The following is a 21,989-nucleotide window of genomic DNA, read 5'->3' as shown; positions in this document are numbered from 1 at the left end:
ACCCACCGCGGGGAAATTCTTTCCCCCACGGGATGGTTTCTTCGCGCTTTCAACGGAGACACACCATGTCCGACTCACTTACACCCGAAACTCTGAACACCCTTCGATTGCCCATTGTGTTCACCCCTGCCGCCTGGCAATGCGCAGTACTGCTCGAGCGCTCAGGTCATCCTGAGAAGCTGCTGGTCGATCGCCTGAGCAACGTATTGCGCGCAGCTTTCGAGGCTCATCTGGCCTATCCACACGAGCCCTATGTGGTGTTCGAGGTAGCACACATCGCGTCAACCGATCATCCACACCAAAACCCTTTGCTGCAACTGAGCCTCTGCCTATTCCACGAGCCGGACCAGCCTGACGCCTTGCTGATAGCGCTTGCAGGAGAGCATCAGCGCTAAGCGCATTGGCGGCGCGCCCCCCCCCCCCACATTCGGACGGCATGCAAGACCTGCATCAATCCAGCCCATCACCCAACCGGGGAACCCTCCCCGACGGGCAAGGCGTTCCTCCGCTTTCTATTGAGGAAAATGCCATGCGCGATATCTATCAAGACGTGACAGACAAGATCGTTACTGCATTGGACCAAGGCGTTGCGCCCTGGATCAAACCCTGGTCCTCAAGTGGCTCAGCTAACGTCGGTCATCATCAACCCTACCCCATCAACGCAATCACGCGGCGTCCCTATTCGGGGATCAATTTGCCGTTGCTCTGGGCCGAGGCCCGATTGCAGGGGTTCACTCAAGATCGTTGGCTGACCTTCAACCAAGCCAGAAAGGCCGGTGGGCACATCCGTAAGGGTGAGCACAGCACCCTGGCGGTGCTCTACAAGCCGATGGAGCGCGAGGAACAGACCGAGTCAGGCCAACCGGTCCTCGATGAGAACGGTCAACCCAAGGTCGCTCACTTTGGCATTCTCAGGACGCATTTTCTGTTCAACATCGAGCAAACGGAGGGGCTCGAAACGTTCAACGAAACCTTACTCGATACGGACCCGACCGATCCCTTCCTGGCCAACAGTGCTGCGGAAAATCTGCTGTTAAGTTCCGGTGCACACATCGTTCATCGATCTGCCGACGAAGCCTTTTACCACCCGATCAGGGATCTCATCCAACTGCCGACAAAAGCGCAATTTCACAACGGAGATGGGTACTACGCCACCGCACTGCACGAGCTGACGCACTGGACCGGACATCACTCTCGGTTGCAGCGCGAAGGCGTGACCTCATCCTGTCCGTTCGGCTCGCCAGGCTACGCATTTGAGGAGTTGATCGCCGAAATGGGCGCCGCTTTTTTATGTGCCTACGCCGGTATACAGGGGGAGCTGCGGCACGAAGGCTACATCGACTCCTGGCTCAGGCTGCTCAAGGCTGACAAACGTGCGATCTTTCGCGCCAGCGGTCAGGCCCGAAGCGCCTCGGAGTATGTGCTCAACCTGGAGCAGCAACTGAAGCAGATGGTAATGGATGACTCACGATGCATGAACGATGGAGTGTGATCGTTACCTCACCGCTGCAATCGCATCACAGGGCCCAACGCGAGTAGGGCCCTTTTTTCTGTTTCCAGAAAGCAGACGGAATCATACGGCGGGCCCCTCACGCAAAGAACAAGAGAGGGGCACACACCCGCAACCTGTCATTCCGCATCCAGGTTCTGCGCCAGAAAATCCAACAGCTCGAGCGGACTTCGGCTATCGATTACCTTGTAGATCAGATCACGCTTACTGCGCGGCAACTTCTTGACCACGCTCTTCGCCGAGGCTCGGACGGCTTCGTCGGTCCCATGGATACGTGCCGCAAGGAGCAGCACGAGCGTGGCGTCAGTGAGGTTCATGGCAAGACCTAAAAAATATGCACCGCAGTGTACCGACTCTTGTCTTTTCCGTACTAGCCCCTCAAAAAAATGATGCCTGGCAGTATCCATATTCCGATTGCCGCATAAAGGGACACGAGCCAAAAGGACGGATAAGGGTTGGAAGGGAATGGGGACTCAAGGGTAAGAGCTCTATCCGAAAAGGCTAAAAGGCCACTGACCCTGCCACCTCCCGGAGGTCACGATGCTCAGTCTGTTTCGCCACAAAAGGCAGAAGCCCCCTCCGCCACCGACCGTGAGCGTCGCCGAAGGTTACCTGCCCATCGAGTCGGCCCACAGCTTGTTGGCAGCGGAGCATCGCCGCCAGTTGCTCGATCGCATCTGGCAGTACACCGCCCTCTCCCACGCGCAGTTCATCCAACTCTATTTAAATCCGATCCATCGCTACGCCGAACAAGTCCAGCAACTCCCGGCCAGCGAGACGCACCACCATGCTTATCTCGGCGGCATGCTCGACCATGGACTAGAACTGGTCGCCTGCAGTTTGAAACTGCGTCAGTCGTATCTGCTTCCGACCGGCGCTGCGCCCGAAGACCAGGCCGCCCAGACTGACGCCTGGTCCGCTGGCATCGCCTATGGCGCCCTGCTGCATGATATCGGCAAGATCGCCGTGGACCTGCTGGTCGAACGCCAGGATGGTCGTGTTTGGCATCCTTGGCAGGGCTCCCTGGATCAGCCCTACCGTTTTCGTTACATCAAGGCTCGTGATTACCACTTGCACGGTGCCGCCGCAGGCTTGCTCTACACCCAAATTCTCGACCGCCCAATCCTCGATTGGCTCAGTGGATTTCCGCCACTGTGGGCCAGTCTGCTGTATGTCCTGGCGGGCCAGTACGAACGTGCCGGCGTGCTCGGTGAGTTGGTCATTCAGGCCGATCGTGTTTCCACTGCACAGAACATCGGTGGCAACCCGAGCAAGGCGCTGCAAGCGCCGATTCATTCGTTGCAACATCACTTGATCAGCGGACTGCGTCATCTGGTTCAACAAGAACTGAAACTCAACCAGCCGGGCGCCGCGGGTTGGTTGACTCAAGACGCACTGTGGCTGGTCAGCAAAACGGTCACGGACAAGCTGCGAGCCTATCTGCTGTCGCAATCGATTGAGGGCATTCCTTCATCCAACATTGCTGTGTTCGACGAACTGCAATCACATGGGTTGGTTGAGTCCACACCAGAAGGCAAAGCCATCTGGACCGCGCTTGTTGCACAGGGCAACTGGCAGCAGAGCTTTACCTTTCTGCGCCTTCAACCGGCGTTGATTTGGGGGAGCTTCGAACGCCCCGAGGCTTTCAGCGGAACGGTGAGCGTTGCGGCCGATGAGCACTCACCCGACGCTCCGGTATCACCACTACCGCCCAAGGCAGTCAGTACAAAATCAACTCAAAGCCCATCGCAGCCCAAGCCAATGCCGATGGAGAATGCCGACTACCTCGGAACGTTGCTGGATATGTTCGAAATGGGAGAAACGGAGGTGCGTGATACGCCGTCAGAAAATGCTCTCGAAGTCTCAGGCCCCCCTTCGAACAACCCAGGTCAGGTTTTCCTAAATTGGGTCAAGGAAGGCATCCATAACCACAAGCTGATCATCAACGACAGCAAGGCTAAAATCCACACGGTGAGCGGCACCGTGCTATTGGTCACACCAGTTCTCTTCCAACGCTACGCGCGGGAGTTTCCTGGTATCTCACAGGAATCCGATCAAGAGATTGAAGAGTGGCGTTGGGTGCAGAAGCAGTTCGAAAAACTGAAGGTTCACAGGAAACGGGACGATGGTTTGAACATCTGGATCTGTCGGGTCGAAGGCCCTCGGAAGAAAGCAAGACTCAAAGGTTACTTGCTAGAAAGGCCGGAACTGCTGTTCGAAACGATGCCTGCCGACAATCCTTTTCTTAAAGTCGAAAAAGCTTAAATTCCGTAGCATCCCATTGGAGCTCGACACGCAGAATCGACTATGGGGTGCACTCGCTACTGAACCGCTCTCTTGCCGCTCCCCGACGGCTCATGGCGCTCGATAATGGATTGGATGCAGTGAGCACCGAAAACCCTGCCCTGTCAGACCTTTCCGCTCCACTCGGACTGTATTCGTCCGGGACGATTGGGACAGGAGCACCTGCATAGCGTGCGACCTCAAGCCGAGTTGATATGATCACTCCTGGGGCGTCACACTGTCCCCGCAGTGCGCCCGCGCACTTAAGACCACCGGATTGCTTTACCTCATGGATTGAACAACGTCCGTCATTCACGGACAGTACGGATAGTTGAGAGGCATAATGACAGAGCCAGCCAACACCATGCCCTCAGGAGAGGGCGAACGCAACGCTCAACGCGGATTCGTTCAACAGTATCAATCCGGCGCAGCAGCGATCTATGCCGCGTTAGATAAAGACCAGTTGAATTGGGTTGGACTAGCTGATCGTAGCGCAGGCATCGCTGACGATCTCGTACTAGGCCTTCCGGGAATGGCAGTCGGTCACCAATTCAAGACCTCCACGTTCCCCAAAGCCTTCCAGGTTGAAGCCCTGCTGCTTGGCGCAGAAGGCATGTTGCTGAAGCTGGTGACCGCATGGGCGAGTCTGCGCCAATCCCATGGTGAGGCCTTGACAGAAGTTCGCTTCGTTACCAACGACATACCCACCACTAATGATCACTTGCTAAGCGACAAGGACGATCACAGCGCTGCTTTCTTGCGTGAGTTTGAGCTTTACCACAGCCGCACCCTATCCGAATGGCAAGCCACCCGTTGGCAGCCCTTCATTGACAAACTTGCGGCGGCGTCCAAACTCCCTGACGCGGATTTCGAGACGTTCCTGCATGCCGTCCATTTTCTAACGGGATCAGCCGCTGACTTCATCTTGAGCCATCGCCTGTCGTCAGCGTCGTTAAAGCTAGTCCAGCAAATTGCCTCAAAACTCCCCGACTTGGTCGCCGACCGACGCAATAAGGATCGTTGGAGCCGCGCCGAGCTGCTTGCAGAACTTGGCTGGAAGGATCGCTTCATCGTGCACCGCCCCCACCAATTCCCTATTGGCGAGCACGTTCAGCGCAATCGTAAAACCGAACAACAACTTCTGGAATGCATTGACCGACTGGACCACGGATACCTGGCCCTTGTCGGCCCTCCAGGAGCTGGTAAGTCAACTCTACTCCAATCGGCACTCAGTGGCGGGCCGAAGCTGCAGCTGGTGTGATACCTTGCCTACATGCCTGGCGAAGGCCAAGGTATTGGCCGTGCCGAAGCCGATGACTTCCTCGACGATCTCAACACTCAGCTTAGGCAAAGTGGCTTGGCGGGACGCTTGGCCCGCAACAACACCCTTCAAGAGCGACAGCTAGAGCTTGAGCAACTGCTACGCCAATCTGGAGACCGTTATCGCGATGAAGGCATCCGCACACTGATCATCGTCGATGGATTGGATCACATCCCCCGAGAAGAGCACCCTGCTCGCTCACTACTGGCAGAGCTGCCACTTCCAGAGACGCTGCCAGCGGGCGTATTGATCCTGCTCGGAACCCAGCGACTGGAACTGACTAGCCTCAAGCATCAGGTTCGGGAACAAGCCTCCCTGGCGGATCGTAATATTCAGATCGCACCGCTCTCACCAGAAGCCGTCAGCGAGATGGCACTGAAGCTTGGGTTGGACGAAGCCGTGCCCCGACCTAGCATCTATGAGCTTTGCCAGGGACACCCTCTAGTAGCGCGGTACTTGATAGAAGCTCTGCGTCAGGCAGACACAGCTCGTCGGGACGCACTGTTGAACGGGGCCTTCAGCTTTGAAGGCGACATCGAGCGCGTCTACAAGGCGGCTTGGCGCGAAATTTCCGATGATGCAGACGCGAGAAAGGTCATCGATTTTATTGCACGCGCTGAAGGTCCAATCCCACCCGAATTGCTGGCAGTGGCCACGTCAGAGCACGCTGTAGAAACCGCATTGAGGTCGACGAGCCATCTACTCAGCCAGACCACTCACGGCTGGAGTGTGTTCCACAACAGCTTCCGCCTGTTTGTACTGGAACAACCCAAACTTCGCTTTGGGAAACTCGACCCAGACTATGCACCATTGATCTATCGCAAGCTGGCGGAGCTCACCCGCCTTGCAGAATCCGATAACCCGCAGCGCTGGCTCGAGTTGAGGTACCTGGCACGCGCCGAGCTACACCAGGAGGTACTCAGGCTGGCACAGCCGCGCCGATTCAGGCATCAACTTGCAGATTCACGCTCAGCGACTGAGATCCAAGGTGACATTCGCTTGGCATTGATTTGTGCCAAGCACGAGCCAGACGCATCTGCGGTCTTTCGTCTGCTGCTCGCACGAGATGAAATGGAACGCCGCTCCTCCGCAATTGAGTACGCCCCTTCAGTTGTCGATGCGTTGCTGGCGCTCGGCGATATTGATGGGGTCCGAACGATGGCAGAGGGGCAAATCGGTGACCACTACAAGGCTATTGATGCGCTTCTTGTAGCAGGCGAAATCGATAGTGCCAAGGCTCTATTCAATGAGATTAACCCCTTCTCCAAGGACTCACAGTCGTCCCCTATTCACTCAGATTTGGAAGAGTGGGCACAGCGGGTCTTCCACTTTCGGGACGCGGAACAGATAGAGATGTGTTTGGCAAAGTTGACCGCCACCGAAGGCGGACACGGGCTGGACACTGTGGACATCACCACACTTCGGTGCAACATAGCCCGTTCGGCCATGCTCGCTGATCCTGATAGCGACCCATCGCTCACGGCACTGCAGCTTGGTGTCAGTGACCCTGAACTGCCCTACCTGTTGATAGAAGCCGGCCTACGCGCATACGATCGCCGAGAACTTGATAGAGCACACACATTTGTCGACGCCGCGTATACACATCCAAGCTTCCCAGGCATTGCTAGTGGTATGCGCAGGCAATTGGCGACCCTCGCCCTGCGCCTCGGTAACGAAACAGTATCCACTACGATTTTTGAAGGACTGGAAACTCCATCCATCGCATCAATGGATAACGCCATCGGTGAGCACAATGCGGAGAACATCACCCATGCAATCATACAGCACGCAGCACTCGCCGCAGCACTTAGGCTACCCGTTACCAATACCGCAAAGTCGAAGAGTCCGGTACTGAGACCACTGCAGCATCATGCCAACACGATTGGCATGCTGCTGGGTCGAGCACGTACTGGTCATGAAATCGCGCTAGGCGAAGTCGTTCAGGCGACTCAAGCTCTGCTTGGCTTTCTCGACAATGCTCGCGCCGCCAGTTCTAGTGAATTCTATGCGACCCATCAACTGAGCAACATTGATCCGATCTTGAGCCAGATGATGATACGGATCGCCTCAATGTGTGGCGAGCAAGAATTCAAAGCAGTGGTGCAACTGTTTGACTCGTCATTTGCCAATAGAAAGGGGACCGCCAAGCAGAACATTCCTTCCCGAAGAGCGGCGATTGAAGAGATTTTTCACAGCAATGGCGATATGCAAGCAGCCTTCGATCGACTGGAAGACCTTTTGGGAGTGATCCACGGTAATACCCCTGAAGAACACATCGATCTGATCGCAGGCCTGGCAAAACTGTTCGCTGAGATGGGCAACACCGAACGTGCCCGCGAACTGTTGCAACAGCTGCATACCAACACGCTCGGCTACGCCTTGCCGGCCAAAAAAGATCCACAATACTCTTTGTGGGGAGATCTTCTAGAATGCGCCAACCATCAGGATCCTGACGGTCGCGCGCAGCGTGTAGTCCTTATGCTAGAACAGCTTGCCGGCATGAACCTGACGGAGGGCCGTGATGCTGCTCACCGTCTGGCCTCCAGAGCGCTGACAGAGGCGGCGTTGTGCGATTCTGCACTCGGGTATCGCGCCGCCAAAGTGCTCACCTCAGAGGGGCTTTTGAGCTGGGATCGCGCTATCAATGCGCTGATGATCGGAGTAGTCCGACGAAATCCAGAATTGGCCGCGTCATGCGCGGTCACTTGGAGATCACTTGCCCTTCCTTTCTACACCGAACCTTACTACCGGGAGGATCAAACCGGCGAGTTCGTCAGCCAAGTCGTTGCCATTGCTCCAGAATCAGACCTTTCCACGGTTGTTGGAAACCTGCTGGATGGTATTGAGATTCACAGCACGAGCGCAGCACGAGTCAGGTTGCTTCAGCGCCTCGTCGCGGCACTGAGGCAAAGGGGAATCGAAAACGAGCGCGCCAATGATGCACTGCGTCGTTGGCAAGCTGAGACACCCATACCTCATGATAGGGGCACGCCAGGAAAGTACGATGGCATTGGCTCATTGAGCCTCCTTGATGATGAGCTTAGCCGCGATAAAGCTCCGAGCTACGACTCCGCCCGCGCATTCTCGCGCCTCTTGGATACCGCAACACTGGAAGAAGCGACTTCCATTTTTGAACGCTGGCCCTTCATCCAACGCGACAGCCATGCCCGCTTCTCACTGATCGAACGAGCGCTTGCCGAAGATGACAAGACACTGGCTAGGCGTCTGGTGAATGATAGCCAGAGCCATGACGATGGACGCCCTGGCTGGAGCTACTGGAGAGGCGCAGCGAAGCTAAAGTACTTTCAAGCACTCATCGAGCTTGATGGATCAAAGGTGCATAAAGAAGCCTACGCAGACTTACTCGAGGAACTCATTACCGCACCGGACAATTCATCTCCGATCCTATTTGACACTAAGGATGTGCTGTCGACTATCTGCGCAACGCCAAATTGGGCAGCAGTGTGGGAGCTTCTTGCCGAACAACTTGCAACGACCAGAGAGCATTCGCTCGCTCAGATGAACCTTCCAACGGAGGCCCCTGAATCTGATGAAGCACTGATTGCCGCGCTGTTCCAATGGGCCTTTTCCCTTTCTGCCATTGAACTGACAAATCTTGCCCGCGCTGGTGCCCTGCAGCTATCGAGGGCAACCCAAGGCAGGGCGGCCTTCCATTTACTGGTGGATGCCCTATTGGAAGGCAACACGGATGAGCCAGCGGAGGCGCTTCAGCTACTTCTGCGCGACATGCACGCTGCTGCGACGGATTGGGCCGATCGGATTTCGCCGTTGGTAAATGATCCGGACTACGTAGTGGCTGTCTTCGCAAGTTGTCTTCTGGATCGTTGGGGAAACGCCTGGGCAATGACACGACAAGAGCTACCATTTTTCTATCGTTTGCAGATGCCTGCCCGCAAGGGTGAACTCGACCCCTCGTTTCTGACCGACCCCTCGTCCGGGGCGATGCGTGTGAACGACCCACTCGGATGGACAGCTGCACTCACCTCTCAAGTCGATGACCTTGCCCGAACCGGCATCTCAATGGCAACCATCCGCCATCGCTGCTACTCCCTGATTGAGTCATGGGGTGGGTTGGAGGCATTTGGCCAATCCGAGACAACGCGCTTGCAATCCGGGCTGTCTAAATTGGACATGAAGATCACCTTCATGAGACCGCATATGCTCGCAGCGCTCAGAGCGCTTCGCCATGTTGCGGGAGAGCTTCGTCTGGCAGGACTAGTGGGAGCACCCGCCATCCCCAAATTGCTCTATGGAATGAACTATCAAGCCGACGCGCCACCGCTCATTGGTCCGACGGTACGACCAGCCTTCATGCCACGTCCTTCCGCGCACCGAGACGCAGGGTGGCATTCGGGGCAGATGCAGTGGCTGGATGAGACTGAACTCGACATTTCGCCACTGATGGATAACGGCGACTCCGTCATTGCCGAGATATCCCATTTTTACTGCCGTCTTGTCAGACGCAACCTTGAAATGACAAGGGCAAGAGCGCCGTTCTTTGCCGACAAGGAACGCAGAGCGAGCACGGGCTACTCACTTCCCGGCGCCCTGTGGATTGAAGGAGTGTGGGCGCCTGAGGAGCCATCTCCGACTATTGTCCGAAGGGTGTCGATCAGTCGCATACCTAGTTATCCAGAGCATTTATTGGTGCTGTGCCCTGAGTGGCTGCAGCGTCTGGAGTGGCAACATGATCCAGATAATTGGATGAACTACATTGATCAGGCCGGCGATTGCGTTGCGAAACTAATCTGGTGGCGTGATGGCGCCCCGCTGGATGTTGATCAAGATCAATTCTGGGGAGAAGGAGTCGCGCTCGTCGTTACGTCGAAGGGGCGCAAAACTCTAGAAGACGTTGCAGGCCCTCTCGATATCTGGGTACACGCTTGTCGCTCAGTGGACGGTGATAAACCTGCGGAAAGCTACCTGAGCCGAGTTGAGCGATAACCTGCTAATTGGAATAGCCCCGTCAGAACGATGATGGGGAGTTCTTGCTCCTTTACTACCCAATCAATCTGTGAGTTCGTTCATAGATCACATTGGTTGCGTTTGCACGCAACACGCCACGTATGATGCACCCTAAATCCACGAGCAATGGGTTTAATAGGAACTAGTCCTTCGCTTTCGTGGGCTTCCTCTTGGGGACCGCAGGCTTCGATGACGCCATACACTCTGATTTGTGCTGTCCCCAAGCTTTTAGGGCAGGAAATGGGAACTCCTGACCACAGCGTGGGCACGTATGTTTTGCGCTCCAATGAGCATCCATTTTTTTCGCCTCGATAGTTACCTTAACCCAAGAGATCGCTCGGAATGACCCGTAGTTGCAGCTGTAGGGGCGCCCACTCAGAAAATGCAATTCAATCCTGCCATTCTGACAGACTCTTACAAAATGATGTCAATGCGACATTCATTAGCACTGCTGAATTAAGAATTCATCTGCGCATTAAAGCGCACGATGTATTAGGGGGGCAGTCCGTTGACCGTCAATGCTGGATCATCTTTGCGGCAGCCCATCAGCGAACCTTTTGCGGCGGTCCAACCCCCACCAACTAGCGGCACCCAAGGCCTCCATTGTCGCTGTACGTCATCGGGGCAATTCTGCACGTTATTATGTTTCTGATAGTCAGATGCTCAAGCTGAATCATCGGCCGGGCGGCAAAGGGACGAGCTCTGGCGTGGCCGAGCAGACTACCAGCCGCGCTGAACCACGTGTCATGGCGACGTAAAGGTGTTTGGCGTCCATTGTCTCTGGACTCGGTATGACCGCTACTTCAGCCTCCAAACCCTTCAGCAACAAAGTACTACCGATGGAACGACGCGCCAGCGGTCGCCTTTCATGCCGGTTGCGTTCGCGCTCTCGAATGGTGGCTTCGGCAAAGGAACAACCACCACCCGCCGCAATCTGCATCGCGCGTATGCAGCCACGCAGGATTTCAGGCCGAAAGACGCGTGCATTATCCTGACACGTCAAGGCGCGAAGTGCGTTCTCGGCCAGAGGGAAACTCGGGCCCGCCGCGAAAGCCAATAGCGCTGCCTCCGCGAGTGTTGGGGGATTGCGTGCGGTGCCACGCAAGAGGCTTTCAAGCCGCACCAACAAGGCAGCCACACCGACCTGGGTCATTAGTTCGCCCGCGAAATGGACCAGCCGTGTCAATGCATCCGCCGCGCCCAGATTGAAGAGCAGACCGAAGGTAGTAAGGTCGGCCCAGTCCACCGGCTCTACGGCGGTAGCGCCTGGTGTCTGGCTGGCCATCTGCCGACGCCCCCGCGGGTTACGGCTGTCGCCAATCACCAACACCTGCCCCCCTGGGGTCACCGCCGCAGTCCTCGCGGCTATCAGCCGTTGATGGTCGACCGTACCGACGAGTAACTGAACCCAAGTGACCTCAGCGGGAGCCTGACGCAGGTCTATATTGCCACCTGCGGACAGGACATGGCGACAATGCAGAAGCCACTGGCCAAGGGCTGCGGTGCCGGCATTGATCCAGCGCCAGGGATGGTTGAGTTCCCCAATAAGTGGAAACTGAGGTAACACGTGCGCATTCCAGTCCACCAGTTGGTTTCCGCCAAAGCCAAAGATGGCTTGCATCGGGTCGCCGAGCACACAGGTGGGCAGCGTAGCGGCGATGGCTGTGACTAGGGCGTGCTGAACCAGGTTGCAATCCTGGTATTCATCTACGATGAGATGCGCGTACGACGCCGCCAGGGTCTCGTTCAGATGTCCTCCCTGTACCAGTTGGCAAGCGGCCTGCCGAATTGCGGGATAGTCGGTGCCCGGACTCCTGAGCTGGAGGATGCCAGGAGAAATCTCGCTCCGCTCAGGGAAGGTGCCTACCAAACGCATAGCGAACCCGTCTAGGGTTGTGATGCGGTAAGCGGAAGAAGGAACGTTACCGCGCTGCATACGCAGCCGCAGCGTGGACACGCCCGCATTGGTGTGGGTAAGGATGAGAACAGGCTTGGCGCCAGCATGCTGGGTCAGCGTATCAGCGATGATTTGAGTCTTGCCACAGCCCGCCGGGGCCGTGATGGTGCCGCGACGAAAAGCAAACAGATCGTACTCAAGCGGCATGTGCCCACCTGTACAACTGCTCGATAAGGCCGAGGAATCCGGCATCCGAAACATGGAGATAAGGGCCAACAATATCTCGCGCCAGGGCCTCAAACTTGGTCACCGACTTGAACCAACCGTTCTTCCGATAGCGTGAGGTTACGGCAAGGATTTGCCGAGTCTCTGGGGAATACGCGATCCCCTGTTGCCGCTGCTGCCGAATGCCCGCGAGAGTGACCTGGCCGTTCGACTGGGTCTGGAGGTGCGCCGACACCAGTTCTTCATCGAGCAGATCGACAGCACGTTGAAGCAGCAAGTCCACCGCGGAGTCGGGCAGGCTGAGGAACAGCTCGTCCTCCAAAGCGCGGCCCTGCCTCCAGGTGATGAACTCTCCGCCTAGGGCTTCGTACTCTTGTACGGTCGCGGGCGTTGGCGGCTTGTCTGCATCTACCAGCACCAGGACGCGGTAGCCCAATTTCCGGAGCGCGATTCCGCGAACAAAGCATCTGTCAGGCTCGCCTCCACCTACGTTGACGTAGGCAGTCCCCGCCGCCAGCATCGAGCGCCCGTCCGCAAGAGTCCAACATTGGTCCAGACCGCGAATAAGCCCTACCTCGCTTGCACCCTCACAGACTATCACGCTGCGGGCGAGAAATGCCTCGGGGTCAAGCCGGATAGTACTTTGCACGTCATCGGCGATACCAACCAGTTGGACTAGATGCGCACCGTCCAGTCCTTTTCGGACCACGAATATCTGGTCTCCACTGAGTTCTCGTACGGCAACCGGCGAGTGTGTCGTAAGGAAAGCCTGTAGCGGTGGCGGATTTTCCTTCGCACCGAGGGAGTCGAGCAGCCTGACAAGCCGATGCGGTTCCAGGCCATATTCCACTTCGTCCACCAGGGCTATGGATGCGCGCTGCGCCGCGGCACGCTGCAAACCTGCAACAAGCAGCCGGGACGAGCCTGTGCCCAGTGAGCGCAAGGGCACACCGCTCTCATCATGCAAGGCGATTGCACCGTCTGCGATGGAAACAGCGTGTGCATCCAGCAGGGCTTGGGCTTGGGCTCCGACGGGAACCCCCAACTCATTTGCCTTCTGGGTGACGATTTGCAGCGTCTCAGCCAGTTGGATGCCCGCCTGGTTGCCAAAGCTGGCCCGGGCCTCGCGGGCAGCATGCGCCAGTTCAGCCCCTAGGTTGGGGCGCTCTTCGGAAAGCCGGTTGAGTACAGATCCGCGCGTCCATGACAGGTTGGAGCTGGAGTATGTCCCCAGTCGTGCAGGCGCAAGCGAGAGCCGGTCCTTCCAGGCGATATTGCGCTCCAGGCCTAGCGCCTGGGCACGCTCGGAAACGAGCGACCAGGCCGGCTCCAGTTCGCTGTCCACAGTCAGGCGCAACGTGAGTACGGTTTCGAGTCCCTGTCGAGGCTCTTCCTCGACCAAGCCGGTCTCCCTGTTGAATGCCTGCAGATAATGGCCATAGGTATCCAAGTCCTTCAACGGGTCAGGCAATGCACCTACGGTTAGCGTGATGCGGATAGGCTGGGTAACATCCAGACTGAAGAAGTCGGTATCCCCGAGCGCGACATTGCGCCGAGCCCCTAGACACAGGTCGATCGCATCGAGGATGGTAGTCTTGCCGCTGTCTCCTGGACCAATCAGGCAGTTCAGACCCGACGACGGCCGCCAGGAAAGGGATCGAATAGACCTGAAATTCTGGATCTCGATTTTGCAAATTCGCACCACACAACAGCTCCTCTGGTTTCATCTCCTGCCAGCCAATGTGGCGCTGGTGATGTGATAGTCCACCGCAACATCGGACAACGGTACTAAAGAGCGTTCTTTAAGTAGTCCGGCAAATTGACGTTAGCTTTAAGTGCATCACGGAATGCCGCATCATCGACCGCTGTGATGGGCGCCATGGGCAGCGGCCTGAGTATTGGTGCGGCTTTTCGTACCTTGTCTTGCACGCCCCTGAAGTCTTCGCCCTCATCGAGGTCAAAGTCGATGCTGAGCACCTGATCCTCAATCAGACTGAACGCCATTGCCGTGGGGACCGGTGCCTCAGCGGCCAACTTAGTCAAGTTGGCCAGGCCATAGGTGAGTTTGGCTATCGCGGTCCCGAGCGAGAGTCCGGCCAAAGGGTCGTCACCTTGTTCGGTGAGGTCAAGGGCGTAGTCCTTGCCGCCGATCACGAATCGCTCCTGCTGGCTGGCATCAAAATCGAGAAAGCCCATGCGTCCGTGGCGAGGCCGGCCGTCAATCACAACAGCAATGACATGATCTTCGCGCGCCGTGATCAGTTGCTCGTAGGGGTCTTGGTAGCTTCCCTCAAGTATCAGGATATCTGCCTTCTTGCCGCGCTCAATACTGCCGACCAGTCCTTGCCAACCAAGCATCCTGGCTGGCGTGGACGTCACCATGCGGACAAGCTCTTCGTCAGTGAATAGGCTGTTGTGATGCTGGCTGACCAGCCTCGCGATCTTGAGTTCACCCAGAAGGTTCTTGCTGCCGCTGGGTGACCAGTCCGAGCCGAGCGCGATTTGGACCCCTGCTGATTTTGCTGCGACGACATTCGCCGTTTCTCCATAGAGAAGCAAGTTCGACAGCGGTGACCACACCATGCCGGCGGCAGCCTCTAGCCGAGGAAAATGCTCCGCCTTCAGCGCTGTGCAGTGGATCGTGATGAGGTCGCGATCGATGGCCCAAGTGTTGGGCGCGTACTCAAGGTCTAGGAAGCGCTGACGGGCATCGTCATCGGTGCCTTCACTGAGGTGATAAAAGAAAGGACGATCCTTCTGCAGAGCAGGTACCAGGGCCGTGGCGATTTCGGCGGGCAGATAGTCCAGCGTGTGGCCGCCCGCGGCCGGGAAAACAGGGTCATATGGCGCTTCAACGTTCCGGGTCAGCCCGCGGTACCATTTCTTGCCTCCCGTGCCGCCGGAGCTGAGGCCCTGTGTCGTGGTGGTGCCTCCCAACAACGAACGACATTCGACAAACCGGGCGATACTGCGCGCATAGTCCTGATCTACATTCGAGCCGAGGAGCTTGGCTGGTAGAGCAACAGAGATGTCGTAGTCCGGTTCTTGCGTACGCCATTGGTTACGATTGGTGTAGCGTTTGGGCACCGACCACAAGGGCAGGAAGTTGTAGCTCAGGTGATTGTGCAGTTCGATGAGACCTGGATAGAGGGTGCCTTGCGTCTGGACCGCAGTCACATCGGCGAAACTGGCCGGAATGTGGGCTGGATCCGATACTACAGCAGAGATCCGATCGCCCTCGATACATAGCGCACCGCGTTCATGCACTGTACCGCGATCATCCATGGTGACAATTCGGCCGAGCAAGACCTGCTTGTCGCCCTCCATTGATGCCTGAAAATGCGCCATCCCCCGCCTCCATTCTATTGGCTAAATGCAACACCGAAACGTCCACGCAGTAATTTAATGGAGTCCAACGTTTTAGTGAGCACATCCAGTAAAGGTAGCTCGAGGACCGAATTCGGCCACCCGAAATACCAGATAGCCCCTGTCATTTGCATCTTTGTTGAGTTTGCATACCTCATCCCTCCTTCCAGAAGATCGACTTAGTTCTTGGAGAGCCGGCATTGCTGTGCCTAGCTAAGTGCTCATCCCTTCAGAAATCTTATAAAGTGTTAGAAATACGTCTGCTTCGGTCACGCCGAGCAGGTCTTCAAAGATGGTCACAAGGACGGTCTATGGCCGCCAAGGATGAGCAAATGATTGGTCGTGGGTCTGAATGGCGTCGCTGGGAACCGCACATCCATGCGCCGGGAACTGTCCTAAATAATCAGTTTGGCAGCGACTCCCCTTGGGATGTCTACCTCAAAAAGCTTGAGACAGTCGCGCCGAAAATTGAGGCGCTGGCGGTGACTGACTATTACCTTACTGACACCTACGAAGAGGTGCTAAGGCAAAAGGCGGCTGGCCGTTTACAAGATGTGCAGCTCATTTTTCCCAACGTCGAATTGCGTTTAGATGTCGCTGCAAAGTCTGGCTTCGTCAATTTGCATCTCCTAGTCAGCCCTGAAGACCCGAACCACGTCGCAGAACTGCACCGCATCCTTCAGCGCCTTCAATTCCAGGCGCATGGCGATACCTTCAACTGCACCCGCCAAGATCTGATTTCGCTCGGAAAGAAAGCCGACACTAGCATTCTCGATGATCGTGCGGCGCTTTCGCACGGTGCCACGCAATTCAAGGTAAATTTTGACCAGCTTCGCCGCGTTATGCGAGAGAGCGATTGGGCGAAGACCAACATCCTCATCGCGGTTGCAGGCGCGACGGGCGACGGAACTTCGGGGTTGCGCCAAGCCGCAGACGCAACCATGCGTCAGGAGATCGAAAAGTTCGCCCACATCATCTTCTCAAGTAGTACGGCACAGCGCGAGTTCTGGTCTGGTCGTAAGGGCGTGACGCTCGACCAACTGAAGGAGCGATATGGCGGCTGCAAGCCCTGCCTCCACGGCAGCGACGCACACGACCAGAAAACCGTAGGCCAGCCGGTTGAAGAGCGTTATTCGTGGATCAAGGGTGGTCTAGAGTTCGATGCCCTCCGCCAGGCTTGTATCGACCCCGAAGGTCGTGCTTATGTCGGCAGCGAATCGCCGTCCACGGCCATGCCTTCCCAAGTTATCTCGAACATAGCTATTGGAGATGCCAGTTGGGCAGCAACTCCGGACATACCACTTAATCCTGGGCTCGTCGCAATCATCGGCGCGCGCGGCTCAGGCAAGACCGCGCTTGCTGACATGATTGCAGCCGGCTGTGACGCAATCACCCCAGGTAGCTGGAGTGCGAGCGCAAATATCAGCCCGTCATTTCTCGTCCGTGCCCGCCAGTTGCTTGGCCACGCGACTTCAACGCTGACATGGGGTGGAGGTACTTCAGTCACACGCTTCCTCGACGGTCGCGATGCAAACGGTCATTTAGCCTTTCCCCGAGCGCGCTACTTGTCGCAGCAATTCGTAGAGGAGCTTTGCTCCTCTGCTGGCGTCTCCGATGGACTTATCGAGGAGGTAGAGCGTGTGATCTTTGATGCCCACCCGCAGGATGATCTTGACGGCGCAATCGACTTTGCCGAATTAAGGGATTTTCGCACCGCCCGTTTCCAGCAGGCCAGAGAACGGGAGGCTGAGGCAATCGCCGATTTATCCGAGCGCATTGCCACGGAGATTGAAAAGGAAGCTGCTGTCATAGGCCTAGCGCTGCAAGTCACGCAAAAGAACGGCCAGATCAAGAGTTACAACGAAGATCTCGCCAAGCTTGTCGTAAAGGGAACTGAGGCGCAGGCCATTCGCCACACCCAGCTCGGACAGGCCGTGCAGACGCTGCGCGGCACGATCCAGGCCTACGGCAATCAGCGCCGAACATTCGTTGCTCTGCAGGATGAGGTCGTCAGCACTCGCAATACCAAGGCCCCCGAGCTGCTTCGCCAAGCCAAGAGCGGCATGTTCTCAGCGGCCTCAGTCAGGAGCAATGGGATGAATTCCTGCTGATCTATAAAGGCGATGTCGATACGAGTTTGACCAGCTATGTCACATGGTCCGATCAGCAGATCGCAGCGCTCACAGGTCCGGCCACTCCGACCAGCGACCCGAACACGCCGCTCTTCCCAGATACTGCTGACCTATCCAAATTAACCCTCAATACGCTGTTGGCTGAAATGGCCCGGCTGGAGGTCCTACTAAGCGCCGACAATATCATTCGCGGTCAGTACTCCACCCTGTCAAAGCGCATCGCCCAAGAGAACGCCGCGCTCATTACCCTTCAATCACGCCTAGCCGACGCTCAAGGAGCTGGCGCGCGTCGTAAGGAACTCCAAAGCGAGCGCGATGAGGCTTATGGCCGAGTATTTCAGGCGATCATCAATGAGCAGAATTCGCTCTCCGATCTTTATGGACCGCTGATGGCGCGCTTGAATGCGTCCACCGGCACACTTCGCAAGCTCGGGTTCTCGGTTCGCCGCGTCGTCGACGTTGCCACCTGGGGAGCTGTGGCTGAAGAAGACCTTCTCGACCGACGGAAGGCCGGGCCATTCCAAGGCCGCGGTGCACTAATCGCTCTGGCGGACACAACCCTACGATCAGCATGGGAAACAGGGTCGGCTGCCGACGTACAGGCAGCGATGGCGAACTTCATTTCGCTATACATGCGCGACCTTCTGAGCCAGGCCCCCTTTGGCCAGAATCAACAAGCAGAGTTTCGTGGCTGGTTGAAGCAGTTCGCGCACTGGCTTTTCGCCACCGATCACATCTCTGTGCGATACGAAATAGTCTATGACGGAATGGATATCCGCAAACTGTCGCCTGGAACGCGGGGAATCGTACTTCTCCTTCTCTACTTGGCACTGGACGATGCTGACGATCGTCCACTCATCATCGATCAGCCAGAGGAGAACTTGGACCCCAAATCTGTGTTCGAGGAGTTGGTCGCCCTGTTTATCGCGGCCAAGGCCAAACGCCAGGTAATCATGGTCACGCACAATGCCAACCTCGTCATCAACACCGATGCGGACCAAATCATTGTCGCCGACGCCGGTCCGCATCCTGCTGGTGGTTTGCCCCCATTCAAATACACTTCTGGCGGCCTTGAGAACACTGCTATTCGCAAGGCGGTTTGCGACATTCTGGAGGGCGGCGAAGAGGCTTTCCGCGAACGCGCACGTCGATTGAGGGTTAGGCTGGATCGCTAACGGCTGCGGCATTGAGCTCTCGATGCGTAGATTGATTGTCCGATGTTTGAGAACAAACATCGGTTTTCCTCACCGTGATGCTTTGCACCGGTATGGACGCAAATTGCACCTGGGTGTGATCCCATCGACCAACGGAAGGATGCAACAGCTCCAATGACGGCCTCCGCTCCTATAGACACTACGGGCCTGCTCACCATATTGGGAGTCATCGCCGCCGTGTGGGCGCTCATCTCTCCCACTAACCGACTCCGGCTTCGCTTCTGCACGACCTGGGTGGATTGGGTCGTGGGTGGAACAGTGCTTTTTCTTGTCCACTACTTGGTGTTCGCCCCGGCCTTGGTGCAACTTGGGCTGTACTACAGCTTGGGGCCTTGGAAATGGGGGCTCGACAGTTCCAGTGCGGTGTATCTGCTGCTGCTCTCGGTGGCGCTCTACTTCTTTTGGCGAACACGCTTTCCGATACTGGCCCGAGGGCGCGTTCACGTCTTTCGTGAGCTAATCGAAAATCTGCACCTGACGAAACGCTACGATGAGCTGGTGCTGCTGGTCGAACCCCAACTGCCGACACTCATTTCCCTGACCCAGCAACAGTCTTGGCTGGTGCGCTGGATCGAAAACCGGGGCAATTCCAAGAATGAACTGGCTGCGCTCCTGCGTGGGGAAGCCCCTAAATCCCCTTCAGCCTGGCGCAAACAGTTGCGCCGCGTGTTGCAAATATTGAAATCAAGATGCGCGGAGCGAGACCAGGCCAGCCTACAAGCCCGGGAGATCCTGTTGAATCTGCTCACCTCACCTGACTTGATCGTTCACTTGGCGCAGGCGCACCCACATTTCTGTCTAAAACTGCTGGAGACTGACGAAGCAATACGCTCCGACTTCATAGCGCATTACATCGACGCATTGCTGGACGCGCCGGGAAGCCGCCTCTATGTCGAGCTGAAAAACAATCAAAATCTTAATGGTGGAAGCCGCTTGTATTTGCCGGATAGCAATCGGTTACTTCGCTTTTTCTTCGCTGATGCAGCCATGGCGGTGAAGAACGGCTTGGAGGCGGCAATAGGTGACTCAGTATGCCGCCGCTTGGATGAAGACCGGAATTTGGCCGAGAAGCTTAACCAGCCGCTAGGCTCCTACCAGCAGAGTGGGCGGTTTCGCTGTCCAATCAATTCCGGCATCACACTCTTTGAGATCATGGTGCACGAAGGCATCCACCAGGGACTCCAAGACCATATGTGGCTGCACTACTTTGACGACTTCGCCGAAAAGATCCTCAAGCAAATGTCCGGACCACCCGACGAAGATGCCTATCAGGAGTGGCCGACGCCCTTTCACTATATCCTCTATCGCCTCGTCAGCATCGCCACGGATTGGGCTGAGCAGTGCGCGCAGATGGATGACTCTGAAATCCCGCAGGCAACGCTTTCTGCCGGTAATTTTGATCGCCACTACATCTCCAAAGAAGCTACTAAGGTGCTTGGCGCAATGCTGCAAGACATCATTCCGAGTGAGAAGCTATCTGCTTCCTTCAAGACGTATCTGCTAGAAGTCGCCATTCGCAGCCATGTGCAACTCCAGGGCGATCCGAAGATGGCAGATGTTGCAGCGTCATTCCTGACCGCCGTGATCCAGGGGGCCAACTTGCCAACGAAGGTCGCCTACCGGCAAGAGCTTCGGAATGTATTCGGAAGTTTAGATCACGTTCTGAGGGGCAACGCATCTGCCTTCGAAACAGTGCTGGATGCCTCCCTGCCTTGACCCTCTACTGCGCTCAGGTGTCCGCCGCACGGGGGTGGGCCGTGATGGTGGATGACACCAGAGTTGAATCACTCATTCGGCATGTCGGACGTTGGCTGTAGCTACTACTTGATTGAGGCCATAGCCTCTTCGCTCATCGCCCTCGTCAATGAGTCGCATCATGGCCTCGCGCAGTTCGCTCGACACGGGCGTACTGGCGTCCGTGTCGCGAAAGTAGCGCATCACGGTGCCCGCAACGATGTCGGCCAGCTGCACGCCGATGGCCTCATGCGATTGCGCAAACTCGATGCTGGCTTCTTCCTCGAACCGGTAGTCAGACTGCGGGGTGTAGGGCAGATCCACGGAGCGGCTAAGGTTTTCGGCCGTCATTTTTCCCTGGCGCAGAATGTTCTCCACCTCCAATTGCTGGTCGTGTACCAAGCGGATGCCGGCCAAGCGCTTACTGTAATAGCGATTCATCCTGGCATAGATACTCGTAAATGACGTCAGGTTCGGCAACATCCAGACCTGTTTCGCATGTTTGTTGAGATCGGGGGGCGGAAGAAACCGCGACCAAACCTCGCCACCGTTATCACGTTGCTCGCCGTATTCGGCTTCAGCCTCCTGCACCATGTGGGCAATGCCTTCCGCGATTTGCATGGCCGATCCGGTGTAGCCCAGATCTGTAGCCATGTCGCGCAGCACGGCGAATGAGGCGCGGAGCGTCGTGTCACCCGGCGCCAGGCACGAGGCGACGAATGTATCGAGGACGCGCTCGGACGCGTGAAAGTACAGGAAGTCTGCCACCGTGTTCTTGATGAAGTGGAGCTTTACCGACTCGGTATAGCCAAGGCATGCTGGCAAGAGTTGGAACGAGGTGATGCTGGTGCAGATAAAAAAACGCTTGTCGACCACCTCGATGAAAAGCGGAGCGCGCTGATCAAGCAATCCATGGATGACTTCGGCCGAAAATCTTGGCTTGGCTGTCAGCGACTTAGACTTGAGTTCGCCGGCAGAAATGCGGTGACGGCTTCGCAGCTCATTGATGCGATCATCCCAGTCATGACCGTCCTCAAGACCAATACCGGCCAGGGCAAAGTAGGGCTGGCCCTTGAAGTCGTAAGCATTGCCGCTGTTGATCATGTCCCCGCTGTGGCCGCTTTCATCAATATAGACGGTGGTCATGTTCTGTCCCTAAAATGATTCGCCTTTAGATATATAGCGCATTCTGAACGCGCGCTCGACCTAGTGTTAAGGATCGGGCGCGTCTGCGCCTTCCTTTGAGCTGGCGGCTTTTGGTGTCTTCCTGCCACCTCTGCAGAACGTCAATGTCCCGTTGCAGGGAAGAACGACTCTTTGA

General features: G+C 56.6%; 11 protein-coding genes and 1 pseudogene. 7 read left to right on the top strand and 5 right to left on the bottom strand.

Annotated features, from left to right (window positions below):
* Positions 1–65 precede the first annotated feature (65 nt).
* Positions 66–395 (top strand): hypothetical protein, encoded by a 330-nt coding sequence (locus AC4IHP_RS05680; protein ID WP_490831106.1) that lies wholly within the window; start codon positions 66–68, stop codon positions 393–395.
* A gap of 134 nt (positions 396–529) precedes the next feature.
* Positions 530–1,492: an ArdC family protein gene (locus AC4IHP_RS05675; protein ID WP_490831105.1), complete on the top strand. Its 963-nt coding sequence runs from the start codon at positions 530–532 to the stop codon at positions 1,490–1,492.
* Positions 1,493–1,629: 137 nt separating this feature from the next.
* On the opposite strand, the gene AC4IHP_RS05670 is transcribed toward AC4IHP_RS05675, so the two are convergent.
* Entirely contained in the window at positions 1,630–1,827 is a 198-nt protein-coding gene (locus AC4IHP_RS05670; RefSeq protein ID WP_174395415.1) for a DUF7740 domain-containing protein, read from the bottom strand.
* Positions 1,828–2,050: 223 nt separating this feature from the next.
* Between AC4IHP_RS05670 and mobH the strand changes: the two genes are divergently transcribed.
* The 3 genes from mobH to AC4IHP_RS05655 all read left to right on the top strand — a co-directional run bounded on the left by mobH (position 2,051) and on the right by AC4IHP_RS05655 (position 10,079).
* Entirely contained in the window at positions 2,051–3,775 is a 1,725-nt protein-coding gene (gene mobH / locus AC4IHP_RS05665) for a MobH family relaxase (protein WP_490831104.1), read from the top strand.
* A gap of 361 nt (positions 3,776–4,136) precedes the next feature.
* Entirely contained in the window at positions 4,137–5,054 is a 918-nt protein-coding gene (locus AC4IHP_RS05660; RefSeq protein WP_490831103.1) for a hypothetical protein, read from the top strand.
* Positions 5,055–5,066: 12 nt separating this feature from the next.
* Positions 5,067–10,079 carry a hypothetical protein gene (locus AC4IHP_RS05655; RefSeq protein ID WP_490831102.1) on the top strand — a complete coding sequence of 1,671 codons (5,013 nt, stop codon included), beginning with the start codon at positions 5,067–5,069 and terminating at the stop codon, positions 10,077–10,079.
* Between the two features lie 694 nt (positions 10,080–10,773).
* Here AC4IHP_RS05655 and AC4IHP_RS05650 read toward each other — a convergent pair.
* From AC4IHP_RS05650 to AC4IHP_RS05640, 3 genes are all read right to left on the bottom strand, one after another.
* Complete coding sequence (locus AC4IHP_RS05650) at positions 10,774–12,204, bottom strand: UvrD-helicase domain-containing protein (RefSeq protein WP_490831101.1); 1,431 nt, start codon at positions 12,202–12,204, stop codon at positions 10,774–10,776.
* A complete protein-coding gene (locus AC4IHP_RS05645; protein ID WP_490831100.1) occupies positions 12,194–13,927 on the bottom strand; it encodes an ATP-dependent nuclease in 1,734 nt (577 codons plus the stop codon). The genes AC4IHP_RS05650 and AC4IHP_RS05645 overlap by 11 nt, the downstream gene beginning before the upstream one ends.
* 83 nt (positions 13,928–14,010) lie before the next feature.
* The gene (locus tag AC4IHP_RS05640) at positions 14,011–15,570 is read right to left on the bottom strand and encodes an amidohydrolase family protein (protein ID WP_490831099.1); all 1,560 of its coding nucleotides are present in this window, start codon (positions 15,568–15,570) and stop codon (positions 14,011–14,013) included.
* A 350-nt stretch (positions 15,571–15,920) separates the two neighbouring features.
* Between AC4IHP_RS05640 and AC4IHP_RS05635 the strand changes: the two are divergent.
* Both AC4IHP_RS05635 and AC4IHP_RS05630 read left to right on the top strand, forming a co-directional pair.
* Positions 15,921–18,895 (top strand): annotated as a pseudogene (locus tag AC4IHP_RS05635) (TrlF family AAA-like ATPase).
* A 153-nt stretch (positions 18,896–19,048) separates the two neighbouring features.
* Entirely contained in the window at positions 19,049–20,650 is a 1,602-nt protein-coding gene (locus AC4IHP_RS05630) for a hypothetical protein (RefSeq protein ID WP_490831098.1), read from the top strand.
* A 72-nt stretch (positions 20,651–20,722) separates the two neighbouring features.
* Here AC4IHP_RS05630 and AC4IHP_RS05625 read toward each other — a convergent pair whose 3' ends face one another.
* Positions 20,723–21,814, bottom strand: a complete 1,092-nt coding sequence (locus AC4IHP_RS05625; RefSeq protein ID WP_490831097.1) for a DUF3800 domain-containing protein — start codon at positions 21,812–21,814, stop codon at positions 20,723–20,725.
* Positions 21,815–21,989 lie beyond the last annotated feature (175 nt).

It is taken from the genome of Pseudomonas sp. UF-293, assembly GCF_058245595.1.
The sequence above is the reverse complement of the archived record's forward strand: the minus strand, read 5'-3'. Positions and strand labels throughout refer to the sequence as shown.

What these genes read in the sequence shown, in the direction of transcription:
- mobH (WP_490831104.1), top strand. Translation starts at nt 2,051, where the DNA reads ATGCTCAGTCTGTTTCGCCACAAAAGGCAGAAGCCCCCTCCGCCACCG.
- AC4IHP_RS05655 (WP_490831102.1), top strand. Translation starts at nt 5,067, where the DNA reads ATGCCTGGCGAAGGCCAAGGTATTGGCCGTGCCGAAGCCGATGACTTC.
- AC4IHP_RS05675 (WP_490831105.1), top strand. Translation starts at nt 530, where the DNA reads ATGCGCGATATCTATCAAGACGTGACAGACAAGATCGTTACTGCATTG.
- AC4IHP_RS05680 (WP_490831106.1), top strand. Translation starts at nt 66, where the DNA reads ATGTCCGACTCACTTACACCCGAAACTCTGAACACCCTTCGATTGCCC.
- AC4IHP_RS05640 (WP_490831099.1), bottom strand. Translation starts at nt 15,570, where the DNA reads ATGGCGCATTTTCAGGCATCAATGGAGGGCGACAAGCAGGTCTTGCTC.
- AC4IHP_RS05650 (WP_490831101.1), bottom strand. Translation starts at nt 12,204, where the DNA reads ATGCCGCTTGAGTACGATCTGTTTGCTTTTCGTCGCGGCACCATCACG.
- AC4IHP_RS05625 (WP_490831097.1), bottom strand. Translation starts at nt 21,814, where the DNA reads ATGACCACCGTCTATATTGATGAAAGCGGCCACAGCGGGGACATGATC.
- AC4IHP_RS05630 (WP_490831098.1), top strand. Translation starts at nt 19,049, where the DNA reads ATGACGGCCTCCGCTCCTATAGACACTACGGGCCTGCTCACCATATTG.
- AC4IHP_RS05670 (WP_174395415.1), bottom strand. Translation starts at nt 1,827, where the DNA reads ATGAACCTCACTGACGCCACGCTCGTGCTGCTCCTTGCGGCACGTATC.
- AC4IHP_RS05660 (WP_490831103.1), top strand. Translation starts at nt 4,137, where the DNA reads ATGACAGAGCCAGCCAACACCATGCCCTCAGGAGAGGGCGAACGCAAC.